16 protein-coding genes, 1 tRNA gene and 1 pseudogene are annotated in these 20602 nt (G+C 39.0%); 13 read left to right on the top strand and 5 right to left on the bottom strand.

Annotated elements, in window-relative coordinates; genetic code table 11:
- Positions 1 to 109: 109 nt before the first annotated feature.
- From KG118_RS06495 to KG118_RS06485, 3 genes are all read left to right on the top strand, one after another.
- Positions 110 to 670 (top strand): metallophosphoesterase, encoded by a 561-nt coding sequence (locus KG118_RS06495; RefSeq protein WP_021936436.1) that lies wholly within the window; start codon positions 110 to 112, stop codon positions 668 to 670.
- Positions 671 to 819: 149 nt separating this feature from the next.
- The gene (locus tag KG118_RS06490; RefSeq protein ID WP_233514880.1) at positions 820 to 1629 is read left to right on the top strand and encodes a helix-turn-helix transcriptional regulator; all 810 of its coding nucleotides are present in this window, start codon (positions 820 to 822) and stop codon (positions 1627 to 1629) included.
- Positions 1630 to 1634: 5 nt separating this feature from the next.
- Positions 1635 to 2330, top strand: a complete 696-nt coding sequence (locus KG118_RS06485; protein ID WP_021936438.1) for a metallophosphoesterase — start codon at positions 1635 to 1637, stop codon at positions 2328 to 2330.
- A gap of 140 nt (positions 2331 to 2470) precedes the next feature.
- On the opposite strand, the gene KG118_RS06480 is transcribed toward KG118_RS06485, so the two are convergent.
- Positions 2471 to 2704, bottom strand: a complete 234-nt coding sequence (locus KG118_RS06480; RefSeq protein ID WP_016267069.1) for a helix-turn-helix domain-containing protein — start codon at positions 2702 to 2704, stop codon at positions 2471 to 2473.
- Positions 2705 to 2789: 85 nt separating this feature from the next.
- Between KG118_RS06480 and KG118_RS06475 the strand changes: the two genes are divergently transcribed.
- From KG118_RS06475 to KG118_RS06455, 5 genes and pseudogenes are all read left to right on the top strand, one after another.
- Complete coding sequence (locus tag KG118_RS06475; protein ID WP_117711443.1) at positions 2790 to 3431, top strand: DUF1643 domain-containing protein; 642 nt, start codon at positions 2790 to 2792, stop codon at positions 3429 to 3431.
- A 4-nt stretch (positions 3432 to 3435) separates the two neighbouring features.
- Positions 3436 to 4710 carry a hypothetical protein gene (locus tag KG118_RS06470; RefSeq protein ID WP_021936439.1) on the top strand — a complete coding sequence of 425 codons (1275 nt, stop codon included), beginning with the start codon at positions 3436 to 3438 and terminating at the stop codon, positions 4708 to 4710.
- Positions 4711 to 4750: 40 nt separating this feature from the next.
- A complete protein-coding gene (locus KG118_RS06465; protein ID WP_117711442.1) occupies positions 4751 to 6259 on the top strand; it encodes a toxin-antitoxin system YwqK family antitoxin in 1509 nt (502 codons plus the stop codon).
- Positions 6260 to 6469: 210 nt separating this feature from the next.
- Positions 6470 to 7282, top strand: a pseudogene (locus KG118_RS06460) (DnaB-like helicase C-terminal domain-containing protein); the annotation flags it as partial.
- Between the two features lie 19 nt (positions 7283 to 7301).
- Entirely contained in the window at positions 7302 to 7619 is a 318-nt protein-coding gene (locus KG118_RS06455) for a hypothetical protein (RefSeq protein ID WP_117711441.1), read from the top strand.
- Positions 7620 to 7917: 298 nt separating this feature from the next.
- Here the strand turns inward: KG118_RS06455 and KG118_RS06450 are convergent.
- The 3 genes from KG118_RS06450 to feoB all read right to left on the bottom strand — a co-directional run bounded on the left by KG118_RS06450 (position 7918) and on the right by feoB (position 10724).
- A tRNA-Cys gene (locus KG118_RS06450) sits at positions 7918 to 7989 on the bottom strand.
- Positions 7990 to 8040: 51 nt separating this feature from the next.
- Positions 8041 to 8256 carry a hypothetical protein gene (locus KG118_RS17455; RefSeq protein ID WP_117711440.1) on the bottom strand — a complete coding sequence of 72 codons (216 nt, stop codon included), beginning with the start codon at positions 8254 to 8256 and terminating at the stop codon, positions 8041 to 8043.
- On the bottom strand, positions 8253 to 10724 hold the full coding sequence (gene feoB / locus KG118_RS06445; protein WP_117711439.1) for a ferrous iron transport protein B: 2472 nt from the start codon (positions 10722 to 10724) through the stop codon (positions 8253 to 8255). Before feoB ends, KG118_RS17455 begins: the two co-directional genes overlap by 4 nt.
- Positions 10725 to 10888: 164 nt before the next feature.
- Between feoB and tilS the strand changes: the two genes are divergently transcribed.
- Entirely contained in the window at positions 10889 to 12169 is a 1281-nt protein-coding gene (tilS, locus tag KG118_RS06440) for a tRNA lysidine(34) synthetase TilS (protein ID WP_117711438.1), read from the top strand.
- Here tilS and KG118_RS06435 read toward each other — a convergent pair.
- Positions 12164 to 12997: a 4Fe-4S binding protein gene (locus KG118_RS06435; protein ID WP_117711437.1), complete on the bottom strand. Its 834-nt coding sequence runs from the start codon at positions 12995 to 12997 to the stop codon at positions 12164 to 12166. The two genes, tilS and KG118_RS06435, sit on opposite strands and share 6 nt — an antisense overlap.
- A gap of 236 nt (positions 12998 to 13233) precedes the next feature.
- Between KG118_RS06435 and rho the strand changes: the two genes are divergently transcribed.
- From rho to ffh, 4 genes are all read left to right on the top strand, one after another.
- Complete coding sequence (rho, locus tag KG118_RS06430; RefSeq protein ID WP_117711436.1) at positions 13234 to 15231, top strand: transcription termination factor Rho; 1998 nt, start codon at positions 13234 to 13236, stop codon at positions 15229 to 15231.
- Positions 15232 to 15475: 244 nt separating this feature from the next.
- Positions 15476 to 17215 carry a tetratricopeptide repeat-containing sensor histidine kinase gene (locus KG118_RS06425; RefSeq protein ID WP_118323457.1) on the top strand — a complete coding sequence of 580 codons (1740 nt, stop codon included), beginning with the start codon at positions 15476 to 15478 and terminating at the stop codon, positions 17213 to 17215.
- Entirely contained in the window at positions 17212 to 19170 is a 1959-nt protein-coding gene (locus tag KG118_RS06420) for an ATP-binding protein (protein ID WP_117711434.1), read from the top strand. Before KG118_RS06425 ends, KG118_RS06420 begins: the two co-directional genes overlap by 4 nt.
- Positions 19171 to 19265: 95 nt before the next feature.
- On the top strand, positions 19266 to 20588 hold the full coding sequence (gene ffh, locus KG118_RS06415) for a signal recognition particle protein (RefSeq protein ID WP_117711433.1): 1323 nt from the start codon (positions 19266 to 19268) through the stop codon (positions 20586 to 20588).
- Positions 20589 to 20602 lie beyond the last annotated feature (14 nt).

Here is a 20602-nt window from a genome sequence, read left to right as displayed (position 1 = left end):
TAGGATATGTAGTGTAACATAGATTTCAAGATTATAAATAGATTATACTTGATATTGTTTGTTCCTATTTGGCAATCTCGTAAATTTACAACCTAAAAATACAAAGAATATGATTATACCATTTAAGAATCATAAAATATTCGCATTCTCTGATACTCATGGGATGCACTCTCAACTGAGAATACCGTCAGAAGCTGACATCTTGATTTGCGCAGGAGACGGAGTAGAAGGTATAGAAGAACAGGAATTATCCGATTTCCTCAACTGGTATGCTGTTCAACCTGCGCAATTACGTATATTTGTGGCTGGTAATCATGAACTGTTGTTCGATTTATGCCCAGAAGATGCACAATTGCTAATCCCTAAAGGTGTTACATTGCTGGAAGATTCTGGGATAAAGTATGATAATATTCATTTCTATTCTATCACAGCACGCCCGTGGTTACATCATAAACAAGAAATTCCATCGAGCATAGACTTTCTGATAACCCATGGACCAGCAAAAGGAGTACTGGATGAAGGTACTGGATGCTCTTTATTAAAAGATGTGATCGCTAAATACAAACCTCGTAACCATGTATTTGGGCATATTCACTCTTGTGGTAGCCAAATGATAATTTGTCCAAATACTGTTCATTACAACGTTTCTTATTTCGAGAGTCTACTCTAATTCCATAAGTGATATTGAATATCAGTAATCACTTTGACCTACAAATATAAACATTTATGCCAACCAAAAATACCATACGAAGAAACTATCTAATCATTCGTAGAATTCTACAGAATGATTATCCCAGCAAGCGTACACTGCTCGACTACATGAAACGATATGACGTAGAGATTGGAGAGAGGACATTTCAAAGAGATCTAGCTGATATACGAAGTAATTTCGATATAGAAATCATATACGATGAACAAAAGAATGGTTACTATGCTCAAACAGATAGTACATTCGATTTCGATAAATTGCTCTATTTTATTGGACTAGCTGAAAGTTCTGATATTATTCTCTCCACCGTCAAAGACAGAAACAAACTCCTAGAGTACTTATCTATTAGTCCTACCCCTCACGCAAAAGGAGTTGAGAATATCGGTCGTTTACTGCAAGCAATCCAGAGCCAAATGAGCATCCACTTTGAACATCGAAACTATCAAACAGGCAGATTAAAAGAATATACAGTCTTTCCCTATCTATTGAAAGAGTTTGAAGGAATGTGGTATCTGTTTGCATACATTAGTGAACTAAAAGCATTTCGCACTTTTGGGCTTGACAGGATTAGTGACCTTATTATTACCGATAACCATTTCCAACGAGAGAAAGTACTGGAGCTGACTGCGGATAAATTCAATCAAATATATGGGTTAATCTATGAACCGGATAACAATCCAAATGCCCCAATAGAAAAAGTGGAACTAAGATTTTCCGATACTATGTTGCATTATCTGAAAGCTCTACCACTACACCAGTCTCAAACTATAAATGAAAATATTATCACTTTGCATCTAATTATCAATCCGGAATTAGAAAATAAGATAATCAGTTACGGAGAACAAGTAGAAGTCTTATACCCATTATCGCTTAGAAAAAGAATCATACAACGCTTGCAGAAAGCGATATCCCAATACTAACGTTTATGAAAATATGTGTAATTAGTGACATTCATGGACTGACAGAATGGAAGAATATTATCAATAAGGAAAGAGGGAATGTGGACAGATTTATCTTTCTTGGGGATTATGTAGATGACAAACATAGTCTTATTTCTCCAGAAGAACAGTTAGAAAATCTGCACTCTATACTTGACTTTAAAGAAGAATATACTAACGTTGATTTGCTAATAGGCAACCATGACTTACAGTATATCGGAGGTGTGAGAAGCAACCGCTTCACTCAACGGTTATCCGATCTTATACAAGATGAACTTATAGTCCTGATTCGGGAAAAGACAATTCAAGCGTGTGTTTGCTATGACAATTATCTGTTTTCCCATGCAGGTGTAAGCCGTATATGGATGAGAGAAAAAGGAATGCAACAATATACAGATATAAACAATCTGTTTCAAACATATCCATTAGTATTAGATTTCGTCAATAAAATAAACAGCGATGCTGCCGGAAATAATGTCTATCAAAGTCCATTATGGATTAGACCAGACTCTTTAAGTAAATCCGCACTCCCTAACTACCATCATGTAGTCGGACATACCAGAATAAAGGAGATTAGCATTATAACACAGGAAGAAAGTAAGTTGATATTTACAGACACTCAACTACAACAGTATCTAATTATCGACACTGATAACGAAATTGAAGAGATAAAGCAGAATTGAGAAATTAAAAAAATAATATCATAACCGTTACAGCAATGTAGCGGTTATTCTTTTCCAGATAAATGTAATATGAAAAAAATCATCCGAGCACCGACTGAAATTGTCGTACCCATAGTCTTAGCTTTGCAAGCAAAACTGGATTAAAAATCAGAATCAAGAGAAGGGAAAAAGTCTGCTGGAGAACAATCAAAATCCTTTGCAATAAGATAGAGTTGATGTACACTATACTTGGTATCAGAGTTTTCACTCTCTACTTGTCCGATAAAACCAGCAGAACAGCCAAGTATCTCTGCCATACCACGCTGAGACACTTTCAATTCCTTCCGCTTTTCTCTAATTCTATTAATGACAAATAGATCAATATCTGATTTCATAAAACCATGTTTTTGAATTTGTAAAGTTGAAAAAAAGATTTATCTTTGTGCTTAGAAATACTAAGCAGCAAGGCTTTTAGAGATTATGAGTAAGAAAATAGTAAAAAATGGTTGGGTGTATAACTATGATGTATCGGACGAATACCGTAGAAAATACGACTGCGAACTCACAGATGTTCGTTATGTGTTAGGGGAGCAATTCGATACGGATAAACAGAATGTATTGATTTGCATCGGTATTAATCCCAGCATGGCAATGCCAAATTTCCTTGACCCAACTCTTAGGAGAGTGCAGGACTACGCAAAAAGAAGCGGTGAATATGGAGCATGGTATATGCTGAATGTCTATCCCCAAAGAGCGACCAATCCGAACAACATGGATACGGACCATACTTACAACATAGAGATTCATTTGCGCAATCTTGCAGCCATAGAAGAATTGTTGTCTACCATTGAACAGGCAGATGTGTGGTGCGCTTGGGGTGCGGTTATTGACGATACAAAACGGACATATTTGTCTGATCTGTTATTCGGAAACGAAGATAAGAACATACAAGGTATAATCAGCCTGTTCAGTGGAAGCTATCATTTCAAAGCCTACGGAGTTACCACGAAAGGCTATCCTAAACACCCTCTTCTGATAGGGAAAGAAGCAAAGTTGAAAAACTTAAATGAAGTAGGATTGAAAGGATTATCAGATAGAATTACTAATAAAATAAAAAAATAGTATTATGAAATTGAAGTATTTATTGGCTGCTTGTACAGCCTTTTTTCTTGTATCTTGCAGTAATGATGATGAACTGTCCCAACCGCCACAGCACGGTGATATTGTGGGATTGAATATCAAAGATGCAAAGTATATCTATACAAGTGGAACTAATACCCGTTCTTCTTCTGCCCAATATCGACAGATTAAGAAAGACGGTAGAGACATGGAATTATCGTGGATTGACAATAAGGGTGATACGATTAGAATAAGCGGTTCATTTTCAATATGGGATATTAATAAAAAGTATCTGATGTTTACAGGTGGGGACATCAATTACAGACCAACGTATGACGAAGATGGCTTCTTGCTACCGAACGAAGAGAGAATAGGCGGATATTCCTATCTTGTCGATAAATCCACAGAAGCGATATATGATTTAGGTGCAGGACTAAATGGAGAGAATGCCGTAACAGACAATAAGGGAAATATCTATGTCATGGCTAACATGGAAAACAATATGGGTGGAGGAAGACTTTATAAAATTCATACACAGGATATTTCTAACTTAAAGTTAGAATTGTATGCAGATAATTCCCTTTCTTTTGTTGTCAACAATAAGGGAACTTGTTTCTATGGTTACAGATATATCCGTCCGTCGTATGGTACGCAGCAGTTTATCATTTCTAATTTTATCCCCCACACAGAATATGGAAATGCTTTTGTATCTCACGACAACGAAGATTTATATCTCACTGCTGTTAGTGGAGAACATGAATCTTACAAACTTGTAGTTAGCAAGCTAAATGAGAATAAAGAACTCCAAAGTCAAATTATGGCAGAGACGGAATCTCTTGATTATTGGGGAAGACCACAACCCAATGATATACAAGTGAAATGGAATGAACGCAGGGCTACAATGCTGATAAATTATTATGGTCGCACTTATGAATATCAGTTTGCTACAAAGGCATTGACAGAAGTTTCAGCTAATTTGAATGGATTTTTTGCCACCGATCGTTCCACTTATGTCACAACAAATGCTTTATATGCACGAAAATCTGTGGATAAATTGGATATTATAGCATTGGAGGACTACAGTATCAAGGAATTGGACTTGTCAAGCAAAGGCATTGATTTTCGTTCCATTTATACAATGGAGGGTTCGGATTTGCTATATTTTGCAGGTTTTCAATATAGTACAAGCCAATCTGTTATCGGAACGATTGATATAGACGGTAATGTGGAAATTACGGAATCAACGCCTAATCCTATTACCAACATCGTACAGATAAATTAAGATCGCATACAACAAAAAAGAAATTAATATCAAGGAAAATATGAAATTTAGAATTCTATTTTTTATTTGCATTATAATATCATCAGTTGATATAGCTAGTGCGCAGAATCTTGTGACTAAAAAAACTTATTGGGATTGGGGGAATTCCCGTTTACATGAGTCTTTTACTGTAATTGCGGGTACTGGAACAAGACATGGTTCCTATAAGGAATACGACAGGAATGGAATGTTACTAATCTCCGCAAACTACAATCATGGAGCTTTACATGGATTATGTATCGAATATTTCGGAACATCCGAAAAATATATTTCTAAATCCACAAACTATCTAAATGGGAAAAAGAGCGGAGTGGAAAAGAATTATAATTTGGGAAGTAGTGGGCACTATCTCTTGGAAGAATGTATATATAAGGAAGATGAAATGATAGAGAAAACATCCTACTACACGGATGCCAAAAATAGAGGGCAAAAGAAAAGCCATGCAAAATTAGTAGATGACAAACAATATAACACAAACTGGTTTCAAAACGGACAAATAGAATACAAAGGAATACTTCAAGTGACACCGGGAAACTATGGAAATATAACAACTCCAATTCAGTATACCAGATATAGCGAAACGGGCATATTAATTGAGAAACTAGATGATAATATCATTTCGTTTTATGCGGAAGATGGCAAAACTATCACACAAAAAGAGAACCTAAGCACAGATGTGATAGAATGTTATGATAATGGTGCTTTAACCAAATCTATAAAAGTTCTGAGAGAAGCAGGAAATGAATATTATGAGGTATCTTTATATAAAGATAACGAAGTATATTCTAAGAAGATAGTAGATCAAAATGGAAATGATGTGGAGCAATTAAGAAAAGAAAAGCTATTAGAACTTCAGTATGATTCCTTATATAACAAGCTGCAAGAAATTCTCCCTACAAAAGTTTCCATGAATATAAAAGAAATGGAGTTTGTTCGTCCTGACGTAGTATATTGTAGAAAAGGATTATATGAGAGTAGTGGAAAATCCTCGGCTTTAGAGACTGCGGTTAAAATGCATAAAAAAGAATTAGATGATGTTATTCGTCTACGCAATGAATATACGGAAAGAGGGATTAAAGAAAACGATGGAAAATATTATAAATCGATAAAATTAATAAGTGAATACATTGATAAAATCAATCGAGATTTCATGCAGAAGTATGACACTTTATCTATGATGAAAAAAATGGTAGAACAGATTTCTGACGACTTACAATGCGTGGAATGTTCTTACACTTATTATAGAGGTCAACAAGGGTATAAAGATAATGTGCCCAAAATACACAAGAATGCTTACAATGCATATCTTGCAACAACTGAATACCTTACTTTAAGCTTGGAGGGTAAAAACTTGAGCGAGACGTTGGCTATACTCCAAAAGTATGCAACTGTTAGTTCCAAAATGAGGAAATGGTATAGCAAGAAAATTACTCCTATTGAGAAATTATTTAAAAAAGCAGAGACTTCCGAAGCTAAATTGGATATTTTCTTGAATAATGATGTGGAATAAAAAACATTTGTTCTCATGTAATGAAATATAAATCAAAGTATTACATACTAACTACGAACAAGAACCGCTATAATGTCAAGTTGTAGCGGTTTCTTTTTTTCGAGAGTTACGTCGTAAAATGACGTATATGTCTTAGTTACTTTGCTCACACTAAGACTAAATAAGAAAAAGAATATGAAAAAATTGGGTATATTCAAATATGAGTATGTAGGTGAGAGAGCCATACAATCCGGTTTCACTGAATTGGATAAAATTACATTCGGATGGAAAAAAGGAGAATTAATTGTGATTGGTGGACGCCCAGCAATGGGAAAAACAGCATTAGCAATATCCTTGGTGAGAAATATCGCCATCCTTAATAGAACCCCTATTGCTTACTTTAGCCTCGAAATGTCCACTGTTCAATTCATGAATCGTTTTTTATCAAATGTAAGCAACGTGGAAATAAATCATGCAGAATTGTATAGTGAGAAAGAACAAGCCTTATTGGATGATGCAGAAAAAATTATAGAAGATGCACCTATCTTTCTGGATGATACACCAGCGTTATCTATACAAGAACTTCGCACTAAGGCATCTCGCCTTGTACGAGAACATCAAGTTAAGCTAATTATCATTGACTATCTCCAACTGATGAATACAAGTGGCATGAGTTATAGCAATCGTGAAGAAGAGGTTAGCGTAATTACTCGTTCGCTCAAAGCATTGGCTATGGAATTGAATATTCCTATTATAGCTTTCTCACAGTTAAATCGTGGTAAAGAATCACGTGAAGGCATTGAGGGAAAACGTCCTCAATTAAGTGATCTACGAGAATCCAGAACTATTGAGCAAGATGCAGATATGATTTGCTTTATCCATCGTCCCGAATATTACAAAATATACCAAGATGAAAAAGAAAATGATTTGCACGGTATGGCTGAAATCATAGTTGCTAAAAATCGTAATGGAAAGACGGGAAATACTTTATTAAAATTTTCCAGTCAATTTGCACGTTTTGATAACATAGCTGATAACATAATCCATTAGAAAGAAAGCTACAATGAGAGTAAAGTCTTTTAAGTTTAAGGTTATTAGAGATAGTGAAAGTATAATCTTGTCACTAAACTTCTCTGATTTGTCTATTGAGGTTATTCGCCAATTAATTAGTAACTCTATCAAATTGGAAGCAAACAAAGAGTGTAAATTACTATTTATTGGGAATATAGACTGCAAATTAGAATTAGAGGATATATATAACCTTGCTAGCTTTATACAATCAATTGTAGGTAAAGCATTAGTTTGGGATATTATAAATGAAGCACCCAAGAATGATGAACCGGAAGATTTGGCAGGCTACTTAATTATAGCACCCAATTAAACCACATTAGTTATGGTCTCTTAGCTGGTCTTCCATAGAAGAGGGGGTACACAATCCCCTCAATCTATATTTCTTCATATAAATCACATATAATAGAAAGAACACTTAAGGACTACGAGATTCTTGAATGGCAAATCACTTTAAATCATTTGTGCTTCTGCTGTAAACTGAATCCTAAAAATAATCAAAAGATATATTGGAAAATATTCTCGAATTTTCAAGTGGTCCCCGAAACGGTCTCCGTAAAAAATAAGCCCTCGAAAGTGCTTGACTTTCAAGGGCTTTAAAGTGATAGTTGAGGTTCCTGGCGGATTCGAACCGCCGTACACGGTTTTGCAGACCGCTGACTAAGCCACTCATCCAAGGAACCAATCTTTCTCGTTTGCGGATGCAAAGGTAGTACATTTTTTGGAACTACCAACTATCCGCAACATTTTTTCTTTATTTCTTTTCTCTCAACGCTGCACTCAGAACGCTTCTTTTCGTACAATTGCTTTAATTCACAACCAGTTGCACAGTTCTCACAAGGATTACGCTTCTCCTTCACTTTACGAAAAAAAACATAAATACTCTGCCCTATACGGACAATGCACAGCAATAAAATGAGAGCTACCGCCCAATTCTGCCAATTATTCATTCAAACAGTCCTCCAATCTGATAAATAGCAAAGGACACTACCCAAGCAAGTGCAGTAGTGTACACTGCCGTAAACAAAGCCCACTTCCAACTACCCGACTCCCCCCTAATGGCTGCCAGCGTAGCAATACATGGAAAATATATCAGTACAAACACCATATAGCCAAAAGCTACCAAGGGCGTAATTGGAATACGTTCACCCAAACTCACAGCATCGGCTTCGGCATCATCAGCATATAGTACTCCAAGCGTACTTACCACCAATTCTTTAGCGCCTACTCCGGAGAGAATGCCGATACCCAACTTCCAGTCAAAGCCCAACGGTTCTATCACAGGCTCTACAGCCTTACCTATCCTACCAATATAAGAATTTTCCTGTTGTTCCGCCACATCTTGATACATGTCATGGTTAGGATAATACCCCAATGCCCATATTACAACGGAAGCTATCATAATGATACCACCCATTTTACGCAAATACTGCGCGCCTTTTTCCCATGTATGACGGAAAATGGATTTAGATGTCGGTATACGGTAAGGGGGAAGTTCCATTACAAACGGCGTATCGTCTCCTTTCACCAGAAAACGACAAAAAAGACGTGCCATAACTACTGCCAACAAGATTCCGATAACATAGATTGCTAACAATACCAAACTGGCATTGTTCGGAAAAAACGCCCCCACCAACAACAAATAGATAGGCAAACGCGCACTACATGACATCAACGGATTGATAAGCATGGTTACCAACCGGCTTTTACGATTTTCAATAGTACGTGAAGCCATAATAGCCGGCACATTACAACCGAATCCCATAATCAGAGGAATAAAGGATTTACCATGCAACCCCATTTTATGCATTATCTTATCCATAATGAAAGCTGCACGTGCCATATATCCGGAATCCTCCATTAACGATATGAAAAAATATAAAATCAATATATTAGGCAGAAAAACAATCACCCCGCCTACACCACCGATAATGCCATCGACCAGCAAATCTTTCAACGGACCTTCGGACATATTATTACGTACCAAATCGCCCAATACTCCTACCAACCATTCAATACCTTGCATCGGATAGTCTCCCAGTATGAATGTTCCTTCAAACATCAGATACAAGAACAGAAAAAAGATAGGATATCCCCATACACGATGTGTCACAATAGAGTCTATCACGCGTGTCGTACGTGCCGTATCTTCATGGTTGTCCACATAAGTTTCGCGAAGCGCACCCGAAATAAAACCATATTTGGCATCCGTAATAGCTTGTTCACTATCCTCGTTTATTACATTGCGCAAGCGTTGCTCCTCACGGTTGCGAACTTCAATAACATCCTTTCCATTAGGAAATTCCTGTACTGTATTCTCCAAATCATCATCATTTTCCAGCAGCTTGATGGCCAAAAAACGGGTAGAGTATTTATACCGTATATTCTCGTTGACACTGATAATGCGCTTCACTTCTTCAATACTCCGCTCCAGTTCCGGTCCATGATTGATGTGAATATGGCGATAAAAGCCCACAGGATGCTCTTTTTCCTCTTTATGAGTGCCAAAGTCATGGTCGGGCACATATTCCTTATGCCAGTTGCGTAAATCATTCAAGATTTCAGTACGTACCTTACCTTTTTTATCCAAAAAGTCACCGCCTTCATAAATATCAATAATAACATGGAAAAGCTGTTCAATTCCTTTTCCGGTACGGCTGATAGTAGGCAGCATCGGCACACCGAATAACTGGCCAAGTTTTACATAATCCAACGTATTTCCGCTCGCTTCCAGTTCATCATACATATTAAGCGCAATAACCATACGCACATTCATGTCAATCAGCTGGGTGGTGAGATACAGATTACGTTCCAGATTAGAAGAGTCCACTACATTGATAATGATGTCCGGAGTTTCGTTGATGATGTGGTGACGGACATAAATTTCTTCAGGAGAATAAGCAGAAAGCGAATAAGTACCCGGCAAGTCCACGATGCGAAAATGATAGCCCTGAAAATCGAAATAGCCTTCTTTGGCATCTACAGTTACACCACTGTAATTTCCCACATGCTCATGTGAGCCCGAAGCAATATTGAAAAGAGATGTTTTACCGCAATTAGGATTTCCTACCAAGGCAACATTAATGGTACGACGTTTCCCCAAAGCAATGCGTTTCAGTTCTTCTTCACCCAAACACATATCTTCACTTAATCCTTTATGATAATCGAGCTGCACAGACTCCCGGTGCATTTCCTTTTCACCGACAATTTCAATCATATCAGCTTCTTGACGCCGCAAAGAGATCTCATACCCCATTACCTTATATTTAATAGGATCTTTCAGAGGAGCATTTAACAGTACCTCTACGGTCTTCCCCTTGATAAAGCCCATTTCTACAATTCGCTTACGGAAACCGCCGTGCCCCAGTACCTTAACGATTACACCTTTTTCACCGGTTTTCAATTCGGACAAACGCATAGTCTTCTGCCTTTCATTATTTTTGTCGCAAAGATAAAAGATAAGTTCATATCGCACAAATAATTTAGAATGTTTTTAAATAAGAGGGGTTAAGGAAACAAACGTCGGGCAACGTTTTCACGCAGAAATGACAGAAATCAAGAAGAAATATGTATATTTGCCCTATGGAAAAAGAAAAAGTAGCACAATATATTAACCAAAAGCAACTCTTTGTGCCAACAGACAAAGTACTCGTTGCCTTGAGTGGCGGTGCAGACTCCGTTGCTCTATTGTGCTTACTGAAAGATTTAGGCTATGATTGCGAAGCAGCGCACTGTAATTTCCACCTTCGCGGTGAAGAATCTGACAGGGATGAAGCATTTGTCCGCCAACTATGCGCAAAGCAGCAAATACGACTACACACCATCCATTTCGATACTATACGTACAGCCGAAGAACGGCACATCTCCATTGAAATGGCAGCTCGGGAATTGCGTTATGAATGGTTTGAAAAAATACGACAGGAAAGCAATGCCGACATCATTGCCGTAGCCCATCATCAGGACGATAGCGTAGAAACCCTTCTATTAAATTTAATCCGCGGTACAGGAATCAACGGATTACGGGGAATACGCCCCAAGAATGGGTACATCGTACGCCCTCTGCTCTGTTTGGACCGTAAAGAAATCACTAACTACCTGAACCGCATAGGACAAGATTACGTGATAGACAGCACCAATCTGCAAGACGAATATACCCGTAACAAAATACGCCTGAACTTACTTCCTATGATGCAGGATATCAACCCTTCCGTCAAAGAAAGTATTCTCAATACCGCTGAACATCTGAACGAAGCATCTGTCATATACCAACGGGGCATAGATGAAGGAATAAAACGGGTGCAAACCCCCAAAGGCATACTTATTGATGCCCTGATGCAAGAACCTGCTCCTGAAACATTATTGTTTGAAATTTTACACCCGCTTGGTTTCAATGCAGCCCAAGTCAAAGACATATACCGAACCTTAAACGGACAGTCGGGAAAAGCCTTTTCATCAAAACATTGGCGTGTTGTAAAAGACCGTAAATATTTGCTGATTGAAGCATATCAACAAGTAGCAGAACCCGTACTGACAATGAAAGAATATGCCTTTACCCCCGATTTTATTATCCCTCGTGATAAGGGAACCGCCTGCTTCGATGCAGACAAGCTTCTACATCCTCTATCTCTGCGACTCTGGCAACAAGGAGATTCTTTTATCCCATTCGGCATGAAAGGCAGAAAGAAAGTAAGCGATTACATGACCGACCGAAAATTTTCCCTTTTACGCAAAGAGCAACAATGGGTATTGTGTTGTGGCAAAGAAATCATTTGGCTGGTAGGCGAAAGAACAGACAACCGTTTCCGCATCGACTCCTCCACACGCCGCATACTCACAATCCATCTTCTCTCCCCCCTGTCATAAAATGACCCTGTTTTCCTTCTGTCTTTTAAAGCAATCGGCAAGTAAAACAGCAAATGGCGTATCAAAGGTACGGGCTTTCTGCGGACACCCCTTTACACAAGCACAACAACGGATGCACTTTTCTATATCAGTACTGCACTCATCACCTTTCCCAATAGCTCCTGCGGGACAATGTGTCGCACAATATCCACAGTGATTGCAAAGTTCCACATCAACTGCCGGAATACGAGGCATGGGCACACCACTTTTACGTAGCTTCACCACTTTTCGCAAAAAGCGGAATAACGGGAAAAATGCCTGATGAGGACGTTGAATACGATTAACATCAACAGTATACAACCTATCCATACCAGCGGCAGTTTCAATCTTAGTACGTATTTTTGCACCAAAATTTTCTGCAAACCGCAAATCATCTGCATCCGGCCGACCTACAGCTATAGGATTCTTATCTGTACTATATGAATGTTCTCCTACAAATGTAGCCCCTGCAATCACTTTAAAACCTCTTTCCGATATAAAAGCGTCCAGTTCTGCCAATGCTTTTTCATAAGCACGGTTTCCATAAACCACAGCCAGCACCACCGGAGCACCGGAAGTATGGATACACTTCATCCGCTCCAATGCCAGAGGTGCGACTTTTCCTCCATACACAGGAACTGTAACCACCACTAATGTAGTTTCGGGAATTTCCAACTTTTCAGCCGGATGCAAAGTCAAATCCGTTTTTGTGATTTCCGAAAGACCTGTACCGCGAACAATTGCCTCACCCACTTGTTTAGAAGTGTGGGTAGGTGAAAAAGTAATCAAATGAACTGCATATATATTCATAAATCTATTTCTTGATGATAATGAAGCAAAGATAAACTTTTAAAATTAAAAAAAAGACGATTTATTTATGAAACCAAAAATAATTATTACCTTTGCACCGTTGAAACATTCTGTCACTCTTTACTGAGGTAAGGTTTGTTAGTCAGATTTCCGGTTCAATAATAAATATCCCTATTAAATCATAATTTACAAGGTAGACTTACCAAATAAGTAAAAACCATTCACACATATACTGTATGTATAATATTATTCAATTAAACGACAAGAATTTGTCGGAATTGCAAGCTATTGCCCAAGAGTTGGGTATCAAAAAAACTGATTCTCTCAAAAAAGAAGAGCTCGTTTATAAAATACTTGACGAGCAAGCTATTGCAGGAGCAACCAAGAAAGTAGCAGCCGACAAATTAAAAGAAGAACGTAAGGGAGACAAACAAAAACGTTCTCGCGTAACGGTCAAGAAAGAAGGAGCCGACAAGGTGTTCACAACCAACAAAAATGGAGACCTTACAAAAGGAAAAAACGAAGAAACGCCGGTCTCACAAGCTGCTGTACAAGCTGCAGAAGCCGCAAAAGAACCGGTTGCTGCTGCTCCTGTAGCAGAAGCTGAAACTCCCAAACGTAAACCGGGACGTCCTCGTAAAATAAAACAAGAAGCAGTTCCAGCTACCGAAGCGTCCAAGACACCTAAAACCGTTCAGACAGAAGCTAAAGCAGAAATCACAGAGCCCCAAAAGGCAGAACTCAAAAAAGTTGCTGCAATCCCCCAACCCCAACCCACACCGGATGAAAGTCCTATCTTATCGGAAGTAGAAGACGATTTTATCCCTATAGAGGACCTGCCTACGGAAAAAATAGAATTACCATCAGAACTCATCGGAAAATTTGAAGCTACTAAAGCAGAAACTCCCGTTCCTGCTGCAGAACAACCGCAACAACAGCGTCCCCGTCTCCGTCCCCGCGAAAGCAATACTCCATATAACAATAATCGTAACAACAATAACAGTCAACGTCCTGCACAGCAGCAACAGCGTCCCACCCAGCAACAAAACAATAATGAAAACAATGTTGCTCCCGAACGCAAACCTACAATAGAACGTGAAAAGGCATACGAATTCGACGATATACTTACCGGAACCGGTGTATTGGAAATCATGCAAGACGGCTATGGTTTTCTGCGTTCATCCGATTACAATTACCTTTCTTCTCCCGACGATATCTACGTTTCACAATCACAAATCAAGTTATTCGGCTTAAAGACCGGTGATGTTGTGGAAGGCGTTATCCGTCCCCCCAAGGAAGGTGAGAAATACTTCCCGCTGGTAAAGGTATCCAAAATTAACGGGCGTGATCCGGCTTTTGTACGCGATCGTGTACCATTTGAACATCTTACCCCACTTTTTCCTGATGAGAAATTCAAACTTTGCAAAGGAGGATATTCTGATTCCATGTCTGCTCGCGTAGTAGATCTTTTCGCTCCCATCGGCAAAGGACAACGTGCATTAATTGTAGCACAGCCCAAAACAGGTAAGACTATCTTAATGAAAGACATTGCCAATGCCATTGCAGCCAATCACCCGGAAGTTTACATGATTATGCTGTTGATTGACGAACGTCCGGAAGAAGTAACCGATATGGCACGTACTGTAAACGCAGAGGTCATCGCCTCCACTTTCGACGAACCGGCAGAACGTCACGTAAAAATCGCAGGCATTGTTTTGGAGAAAGCCAAGAGAATGGTAGAATGCGGACACGACGTTGTCATTTTCCTTGACTCAATAACCCGTTTAGCACGTGCTTATAATACCGTTTCCCCAGCCTCAGGCAAAGTACTGTCCGGTGGTGTGGATGCCAATGCACTGCACAAACCCAAACGTTTCTTCGGTGCTGCCCGCAATATTGAGGGAGGCGGTTCGTTAACTATCCTTGCAACGGCACTTATCGATACCGGTTCTAAGATGGATGAAGTAATCTTTGAAGAATTCAAGGGTACAGGTAATATGGAGTTACAGCTCGACCGTAACCTGTCCAACAAACGTATCTTCCCGGCTGTCAACATCGTTGCTTCCAGTACTCGTCGTGACGACTTGCTACAAGATAAGCAAACATTGGATCGTATGTGGATTCTCCGCAAATACCTTGCCGACATGAATCCGATAGAAGCAATGGATTTCGTAAAAGACCGTTTGGAAAAAACCAAAGACAATGATGAATTCTTAATGAGCATGAACAGCTAAGTTCTTATTAGAAACAAGAAATAGCAACAAGAAATAAAAAGAGCGGGATAATTGTATTATTCCGCTCTTTTTTAATTATTTTTGCCACACGTTATTATTTCTTTCGTGTAATGAAAAGAACAAGAAGGTGAAAACATATAGAACAAACATAATCTTAATCTTTTTATTGCTTGGGATATACCCCTGGGCTTTTTCTGTTTCAAAAGCTACGAACAACCAGCATCTTCATCTTATCAAGGAGTTGATGGACAACAATCTGGCCTATTCCAAAGATGCAACACCAGCTGACATCATTCAATGGGAAGATGAAATCGTGGACATCTTCCGCCAAAAGAAAGATTACAAACATATGTTTCTCATGAAACAGATGGCTGTGTATGCTTATTCCTTTCGGGCTCAAATATCCGAAGCCTTGAAAAAAGCCAATGCCATGATGACCGAAGCTCGATTAATGGAATGCAACATAGGTATTTCCCTGTCTTATTTTGCGTTTGGAGACATCTACCTCAATGCCGGCATGAGATCTGAAGCCAAAGAGGAGTATGAAAAAGCAATCAAGATTTTGAAGAAAATACCCGATACGGAGAAAGTACAGGAGAAAATATTCATACAATTAATCCCTACTCTCATCAAACTCAAGCGTATGGACGAAGCCAAAGCCTATTTAGAGCGCATGAGTGAAATTTACAAGAACAGGCATCTGAATCCTTTTCTTCTTTATGCCTATCAGGCCTACTATTACCTGCGTAACAATGACTTGGATAAAGCCCGGCAATACATCAGTGAAGCTGAAAATACTAACAACCGGATGCCTTCTTCTTTCCATACCAGCATCTTGAGATATATGCAGGCTGAATATGCGCGAGAAACCGGAGATTATACAAAAGCAGCTAAAATATTTATAGAACTTGCCAGCAAATCCAACAATGTAGATGTATATAATAATTATCTAAAAATTCGAAAGAAGATAGCTTACATACATAAAGAATTAGGACAGTACAAAGAGGCTTGCGAAGCATATCATACTATTAGGGCCACACGTGACTCTATCGATGCTCATAGTTACACTTCTCAAATAAACTTACTACATATTGTATATCAAGTAGACCGTCTTGAATTGGACAATCAAGCACAGAGAAACCGAATATTATTTTATCTGATCATAGGCAGTATCATCATCCTGAGTATATTTGCGATCTTTGCTTTCCGCATAAAAAAGGGAAACAAACACTTGGCGGTATCCAGACAAAAGCTGGACAAAGCACAAAAAAATGCAGAGAATTCTATTCGCACCAAAAGCCTGTTCCTGTCGAATATGAGTCACGAAATACGTACTCCCTTAAACGCACTTTCCGGTTTTTCTTCCATACTGACCGATAGTAATATAGATACAGAGATACGCAAACAATGCAATGACATTATTCAGCAAAATTCAGATTTATTATTAAAGTTAATAGACGATGTAGTAGACCTATCCAGTCTGGAGAGAGGAAAAATGCAATTTCATTTCGGAATTCATGACGCCATTTTCCTTTGTCAAAACGTTATTGACACCGTAGACAAAATAAAGCAAACAGCCGCTACTGTTACGTTTCAAACTTCTTTAAAGAAGCTTGAACTATACACTGATGAAGCTCGCTTGCAACAATTGCTTATAAACTTACTCATCAATGCGACCAAGTTCACAACAGAAGGCAGCATAACTCTTACATTGGATATGCAGGACAATATGGCATTATTCTCAGTAACCGATACCGGATGCGGGATTGCTCCTGAAAAACAAGACAAAATATTTAACCGTTTTGAGAAGCTGGACGAGAATGCGCAAGGAAGTGGGTTAGGGCTGTCTATCTGCCAGCTGATTGTTGAGCACTTTGGCGGCAAAATTTGGATTGACACTGATTACAAGGATGGTTCACGGTTTGTATTTACGCACCCTATCCAACCTACCACCATCAATAATAAAGAGAAGGAAGCACAATGAGAAGATTACTATTCATACTGTTCTTTACCCTGCAAATATTTTCCGGTTGGAGCAAAGATTATACGTCATCAATTACTGACAGCTTACTGACAGTACTACCCACATTACCTCACGACATCACTCGCTTAAAAGTACTTCAACAAATAATATTATCTTCTCAAGGCACTTCTCACGCACTCAAATACGCTCAAGAGCTATACAAAGAAGCACAATTACAAAACAATAAACTGCATATGTGCGATGGTGCATATTTCCAGATTCTCTATTATTATAACAATGACGGCGAACAAGACAGCATAAGTAAATGGGTTGACTTGATAAAACCCATAGCCCAAAGTATTCAATACTGGAAAGTCTACTTCGATTCACAAAAGTTACTTATCAATACCTATATATACAATTACCAATACGAATATGCTTTTAACGAAGCATCCAAAATGTTGGAAAAAGCTCAAAGCATAAAGAGTGTGACCGGAGAAGTTTCCGCCTACCAATGCTTGGCCAACATCTACCACGAAACTAACCGCTGGAAAGATGAAGACAAAGTGCTCAAAAGGCTCTACGAGTTATTACCACAAGTTACTCATCCCGGTACACAAATTAATATTTTGAGTCAGCTTATCGCTTTCAGCAAACAAGTAAAAAACTATACCGACCTCAAAACATATTTAGACAAGACCCGAAAAGTACTGGACGATATAATACACAACAATCCGGCAGTATTAAACAGCATGTCCAGTCAATATCTGTACGTAGAAATGTATTACACTTATCTATATATAGAGACCGGCAATAAAAAACTGGCAGAAAAGCATTATGAAAAATGCTCTTCATACATTACTCCTAACACTTTCCTACCCTACTTGGTTATTTATCAGAATATGGCAATCGCATATCATCTCTCCCTCAAAGAATATGACACAGCTCTTGCCATTGCCGATAGCGCAATCCGTTTTGTACAAAAAAACAATTTCGACATATCTGATTATGCTGAAGAAACAGGCTATAAAGCCGACATCCTGAAAGCAATGGGACGGTATGCCGAAGCATTACCACTCTATGAAAAGGCTACTCAAATAGAGGACTCTTTAAGTGTCGCTGTATCCAGCCAACAATTGGAAGAAATAAAAGAATCTTATCACTTCAACCAACTAATATTGGAGCAAGGACGGTTAAAAGGATATATACAAATTATTATTTTAGCGGTAGTAGCTATCATATTAATATTATGTATCACTTACACAATACGCATTAGCCGAATACGACGAGAGCTTAAACTTTCCGAAAAAGAGACACAAGAAGCTACCCGGAAAACAGAAGAAGCCAATGAACAGAAAAGCCGCTTCCTATCCAACATGAGCCACGCTATTCGCGTACCACTTAACAGCGTAGTTGGCTTTTCACAACTCATAGCCACTGATACAGACATCAATGAGAAAAGCCGTAAGGAATATTCTGATATCATACAACAAAACACAGAAAAACTGATGTTATTGGTAAACAATGTTTTGGATTTATCAAGGCTGGAAGCCGACATGATGAAATATCAGTTGACCAACTATGACGTAGTCCAACTTTGTAATGATGCCGTATGCTCCGCACAAATGCAAAATAGCAATCTGCACATTCGCTTCCAAAGTTCGGTACAAGAGTATATTATACACACTGACTGCAACCGGATAATGCAAATGATAATCAGTACACTAACGGGCCCTTTAACAGTCCAAGAGCACAATGAAGTCCATTTCAGTTTAGATAAAAGTGAAGATATTTTATACTTCAAAGTAATCAACTCACCTTTAGCTGACAGAAAACATAATGGTCAGGAAAGTTCTATACGGCATGAAATCAACCGTTTGTTGCTAAAGCATTTTGGTGGTACTTATCAAGTTCTCGCTGATGCACCGGAAGGTCCGACCATTCTTTTCACCTATCCTGCTGCAAGGTTGCAATAATATTCTGCCTTTAAAAGAAGGCAGTTACAGGTATTTTTTGTACTTTTGCGCCTCAATAAGAGTAAATTGTAATTTAGTAATTGTAATAAGATAATATGTTCGATAATTTAAGCGAGAGACTTGAGAGGTCGTTTAAAATTTTGAAAGGTGAAGGTAAAATCACCGAGATTAATGTAGCGGAAACACTGAAAGACGTGCGTAAAGCACTTCTAGATGCCGACGTAAACTATAAAGTTGCCAAGAACTTCACCGATACCGTTAAGGAAAAGGCTTTGGGACAAAACGTACTGACAGCCGTAAAACCCAGCCAATTAATGGTAAAAATCGTACACGATGAGTTAACGCAACTCATGGGTGGTGAAACAGCGGAAATCAATATAGACTCCAAACCGGCTGTTATTTTGATGTCCGGTCTGCAGGGTTCCGGTAAGACAACTTTCTCCGGAAAGTTGGCACGCATGTTGAAAACTAAAAAGAACAGGAAGCCTTTATTGGTAGCCTGCGACGTATACCGTCCCGCTGCCATCGAACAGTTACGCGTACTGGCAGAGCAGATTGAAGTACCCATGTACTCCGAACCGGACAGCAAAGACCCGATAGCCATAGCCCAAAACGCCATACAGGAAGCTAAAGAAAAAGGATATGATCTCGTAATCGTCGACACAGCCGGTCGTTTGGCGGTAGACGAAGAGATGATGAACGAAATTGCTGCAATCAAGGCTGCCATTAACCCAAACGAAATCTTGTTTGTGGTAGACTCCATGACCGGTCAGGATGCCGTAAACACCGCCAAAGAATTCAATGAGCGTTTAGACTTCAATGGTGTGGTATTGACCAAGTTGGATGGTGATACCCGCGGTGGTGCCGCTCTTTCTATCCGGTCCGTAGTAAACAAGCCTATCAAGTTTGTCGGAACCGGCGAAAAGTTGGATGCTATCGATCAGTTCCACCCTGCCCGTATGGCCGACCGCATTCTCGGTATGGGTGACATCGTATCATTGGTGGAGCGCGCACAAGAGCAATATGATGAAGAAGAAGCCAAACGTCTGCAAAAGAAGATTGCGAAGAATCAGTTCGACTTCAACGACTTCCTGAGTCAGATTGCGCAAATCAAGAAAATGGGTAATCTGAAAGAACTTGCTTCCATGATACCGGGAGTTGGCAAAGCCATCAAGGATATTGATATTGATGACAACGCTTTCAAGAGCATCGAAGCAATCATCTACTCCATGACCCCGGAAGAACGCAGCAACCCGGCAATTCTGAACGGATCACGTCGTCAACGTATCGCTAAAGGTAGCGGCACAAATATTCAAGAAGTAAACCGCTTACTGAAACAGTTTGACCAGACCCGTAAAATGATGAAAATGGTGACCGGCAGCAAAATGGGCAAGATGATGCCGAAACTGAAAAGATAAGAAAAAAGTCTCTG

This window comes from Bacteroides propionicigenes (assembly GCF_018390535.1).
Lineage (GTDB): Bacteria > Bacteroidota > Bacteroidia > Bacteroidales > Bacteroidaceae > Bacteroides > Bacteroides propionicigenes.
Note: the sequence above shows the minus strand (reverse complement) of the source record. Positions and strands in the feature narration are given on the sequence as shown.

Excerpts from the sequence above, each read along its gene's own strand:
- KG118_RS06425 (WP_118323457.1), top strand. The coding sequence starts at position 15,476 with ATGGACAACAATCTGGCCTATTCCAAAGATGCAACACCAGCTGACATC.
- feoB (WP_117711439.1), bottom strand. The coding sequence starts at position 10,724 with ATGCGTTTGTCCGAATTGAAAACCGGTGAAAAAGGTGTAATCGTTAAG.
- KG118_RS06465 (WP_117711442.1), top strand. The coding sequence starts at position 4,751 with ATGAAATTTAGAATTCTATTTTTTATTTGCATTATAATATCATCAGTT.
- KG118_RS06420 (WP_117711434.1), top strand. The coding sequence starts at position 17,212 with ATGAGAAGATTACTATTCATACTGTTCTTTACCCTGCAAATATTTTCC.
- ffh (WP_117711433.1), top strand. The coding sequence starts at position 19,266 with ATGTTCGATAATTTAAGCGAGAGACTTGAGAGGTCGTTTAAAATTTTG.
- rho (WP_117711436.1), top strand. The coding sequence starts at position 13,234 with ATGTATAATATTATTCAATTAAACGACAAGAATTTGTCGGAATTGCAA.
- KG118_RS06455 (WP_117711441.1), top strand. The coding sequence starts at position 7,302 with ATGAGAGTAAAGTCTTTTAAGTTTAAGGTTATTAGAGATAGTGAAAGT.
- KG118_RS06475 (WP_117711443.1), top strand. The coding sequence starts at position 2,790 with ATGAGTAAGAAAATAGTAAAAAATGGTTGGGTGTATAACTATGATGTA.
- KG118_RS06435 (WP_117711437.1), bottom strand. The coding sequence starts at position 12,997 with ATGAATATATATGCAGTTCATTTGATTACTTTTTCACCTACCCACACT.
- KG118_RS06495 (WP_021936436.1), top strand. The coding sequence starts at position 110 with ATGATTATACCATTTAAGAATCATAAAATATTCGCATTCTCTGATACT.
- tilS (WP_117711438.1), top strand. The coding sequence starts at position 10,889 with ATGGAAAAAGAAAAAGTAGCACAATATATTAACCAAAAGCAACTCTTT.
- KG118_RS06490 (WP_233514880.1), top strand. The coding sequence starts at position 820 with ATGAAACGATATGACGTAGAGATTGGAGAGAGGACATTTCAAAGAGAT.
- KG118_RS06470 (WP_021936439.1), top strand. The coding sequence starts at position 3,436 with ATGAAATTGAAGTATTTATTGGCTGCTTGTACAGCCTTTTTTCTTGTA.
- KG118_RS17455 (WP_117711440.1), bottom strand. The coding sequence starts at position 8,256 with ATGAATAATTGGCAGAATTGGGCGGTAGCTCTCATTTTATTGCTGTGC.
- KG118_RS06480 (WP_016267069.1), bottom strand. The coding sequence starts at position 2,704 with ATGAAATCAGATATTGATCTATTTGTCATTAATAGAATTAGAGAAAAG.
- KG118_RS06485 (WP_021936438.1), top strand. The coding sequence starts at position 1,635 with ATGAAAATATGTGTAATTAGTGACATTCATGGACTGACAGAATGGAAG.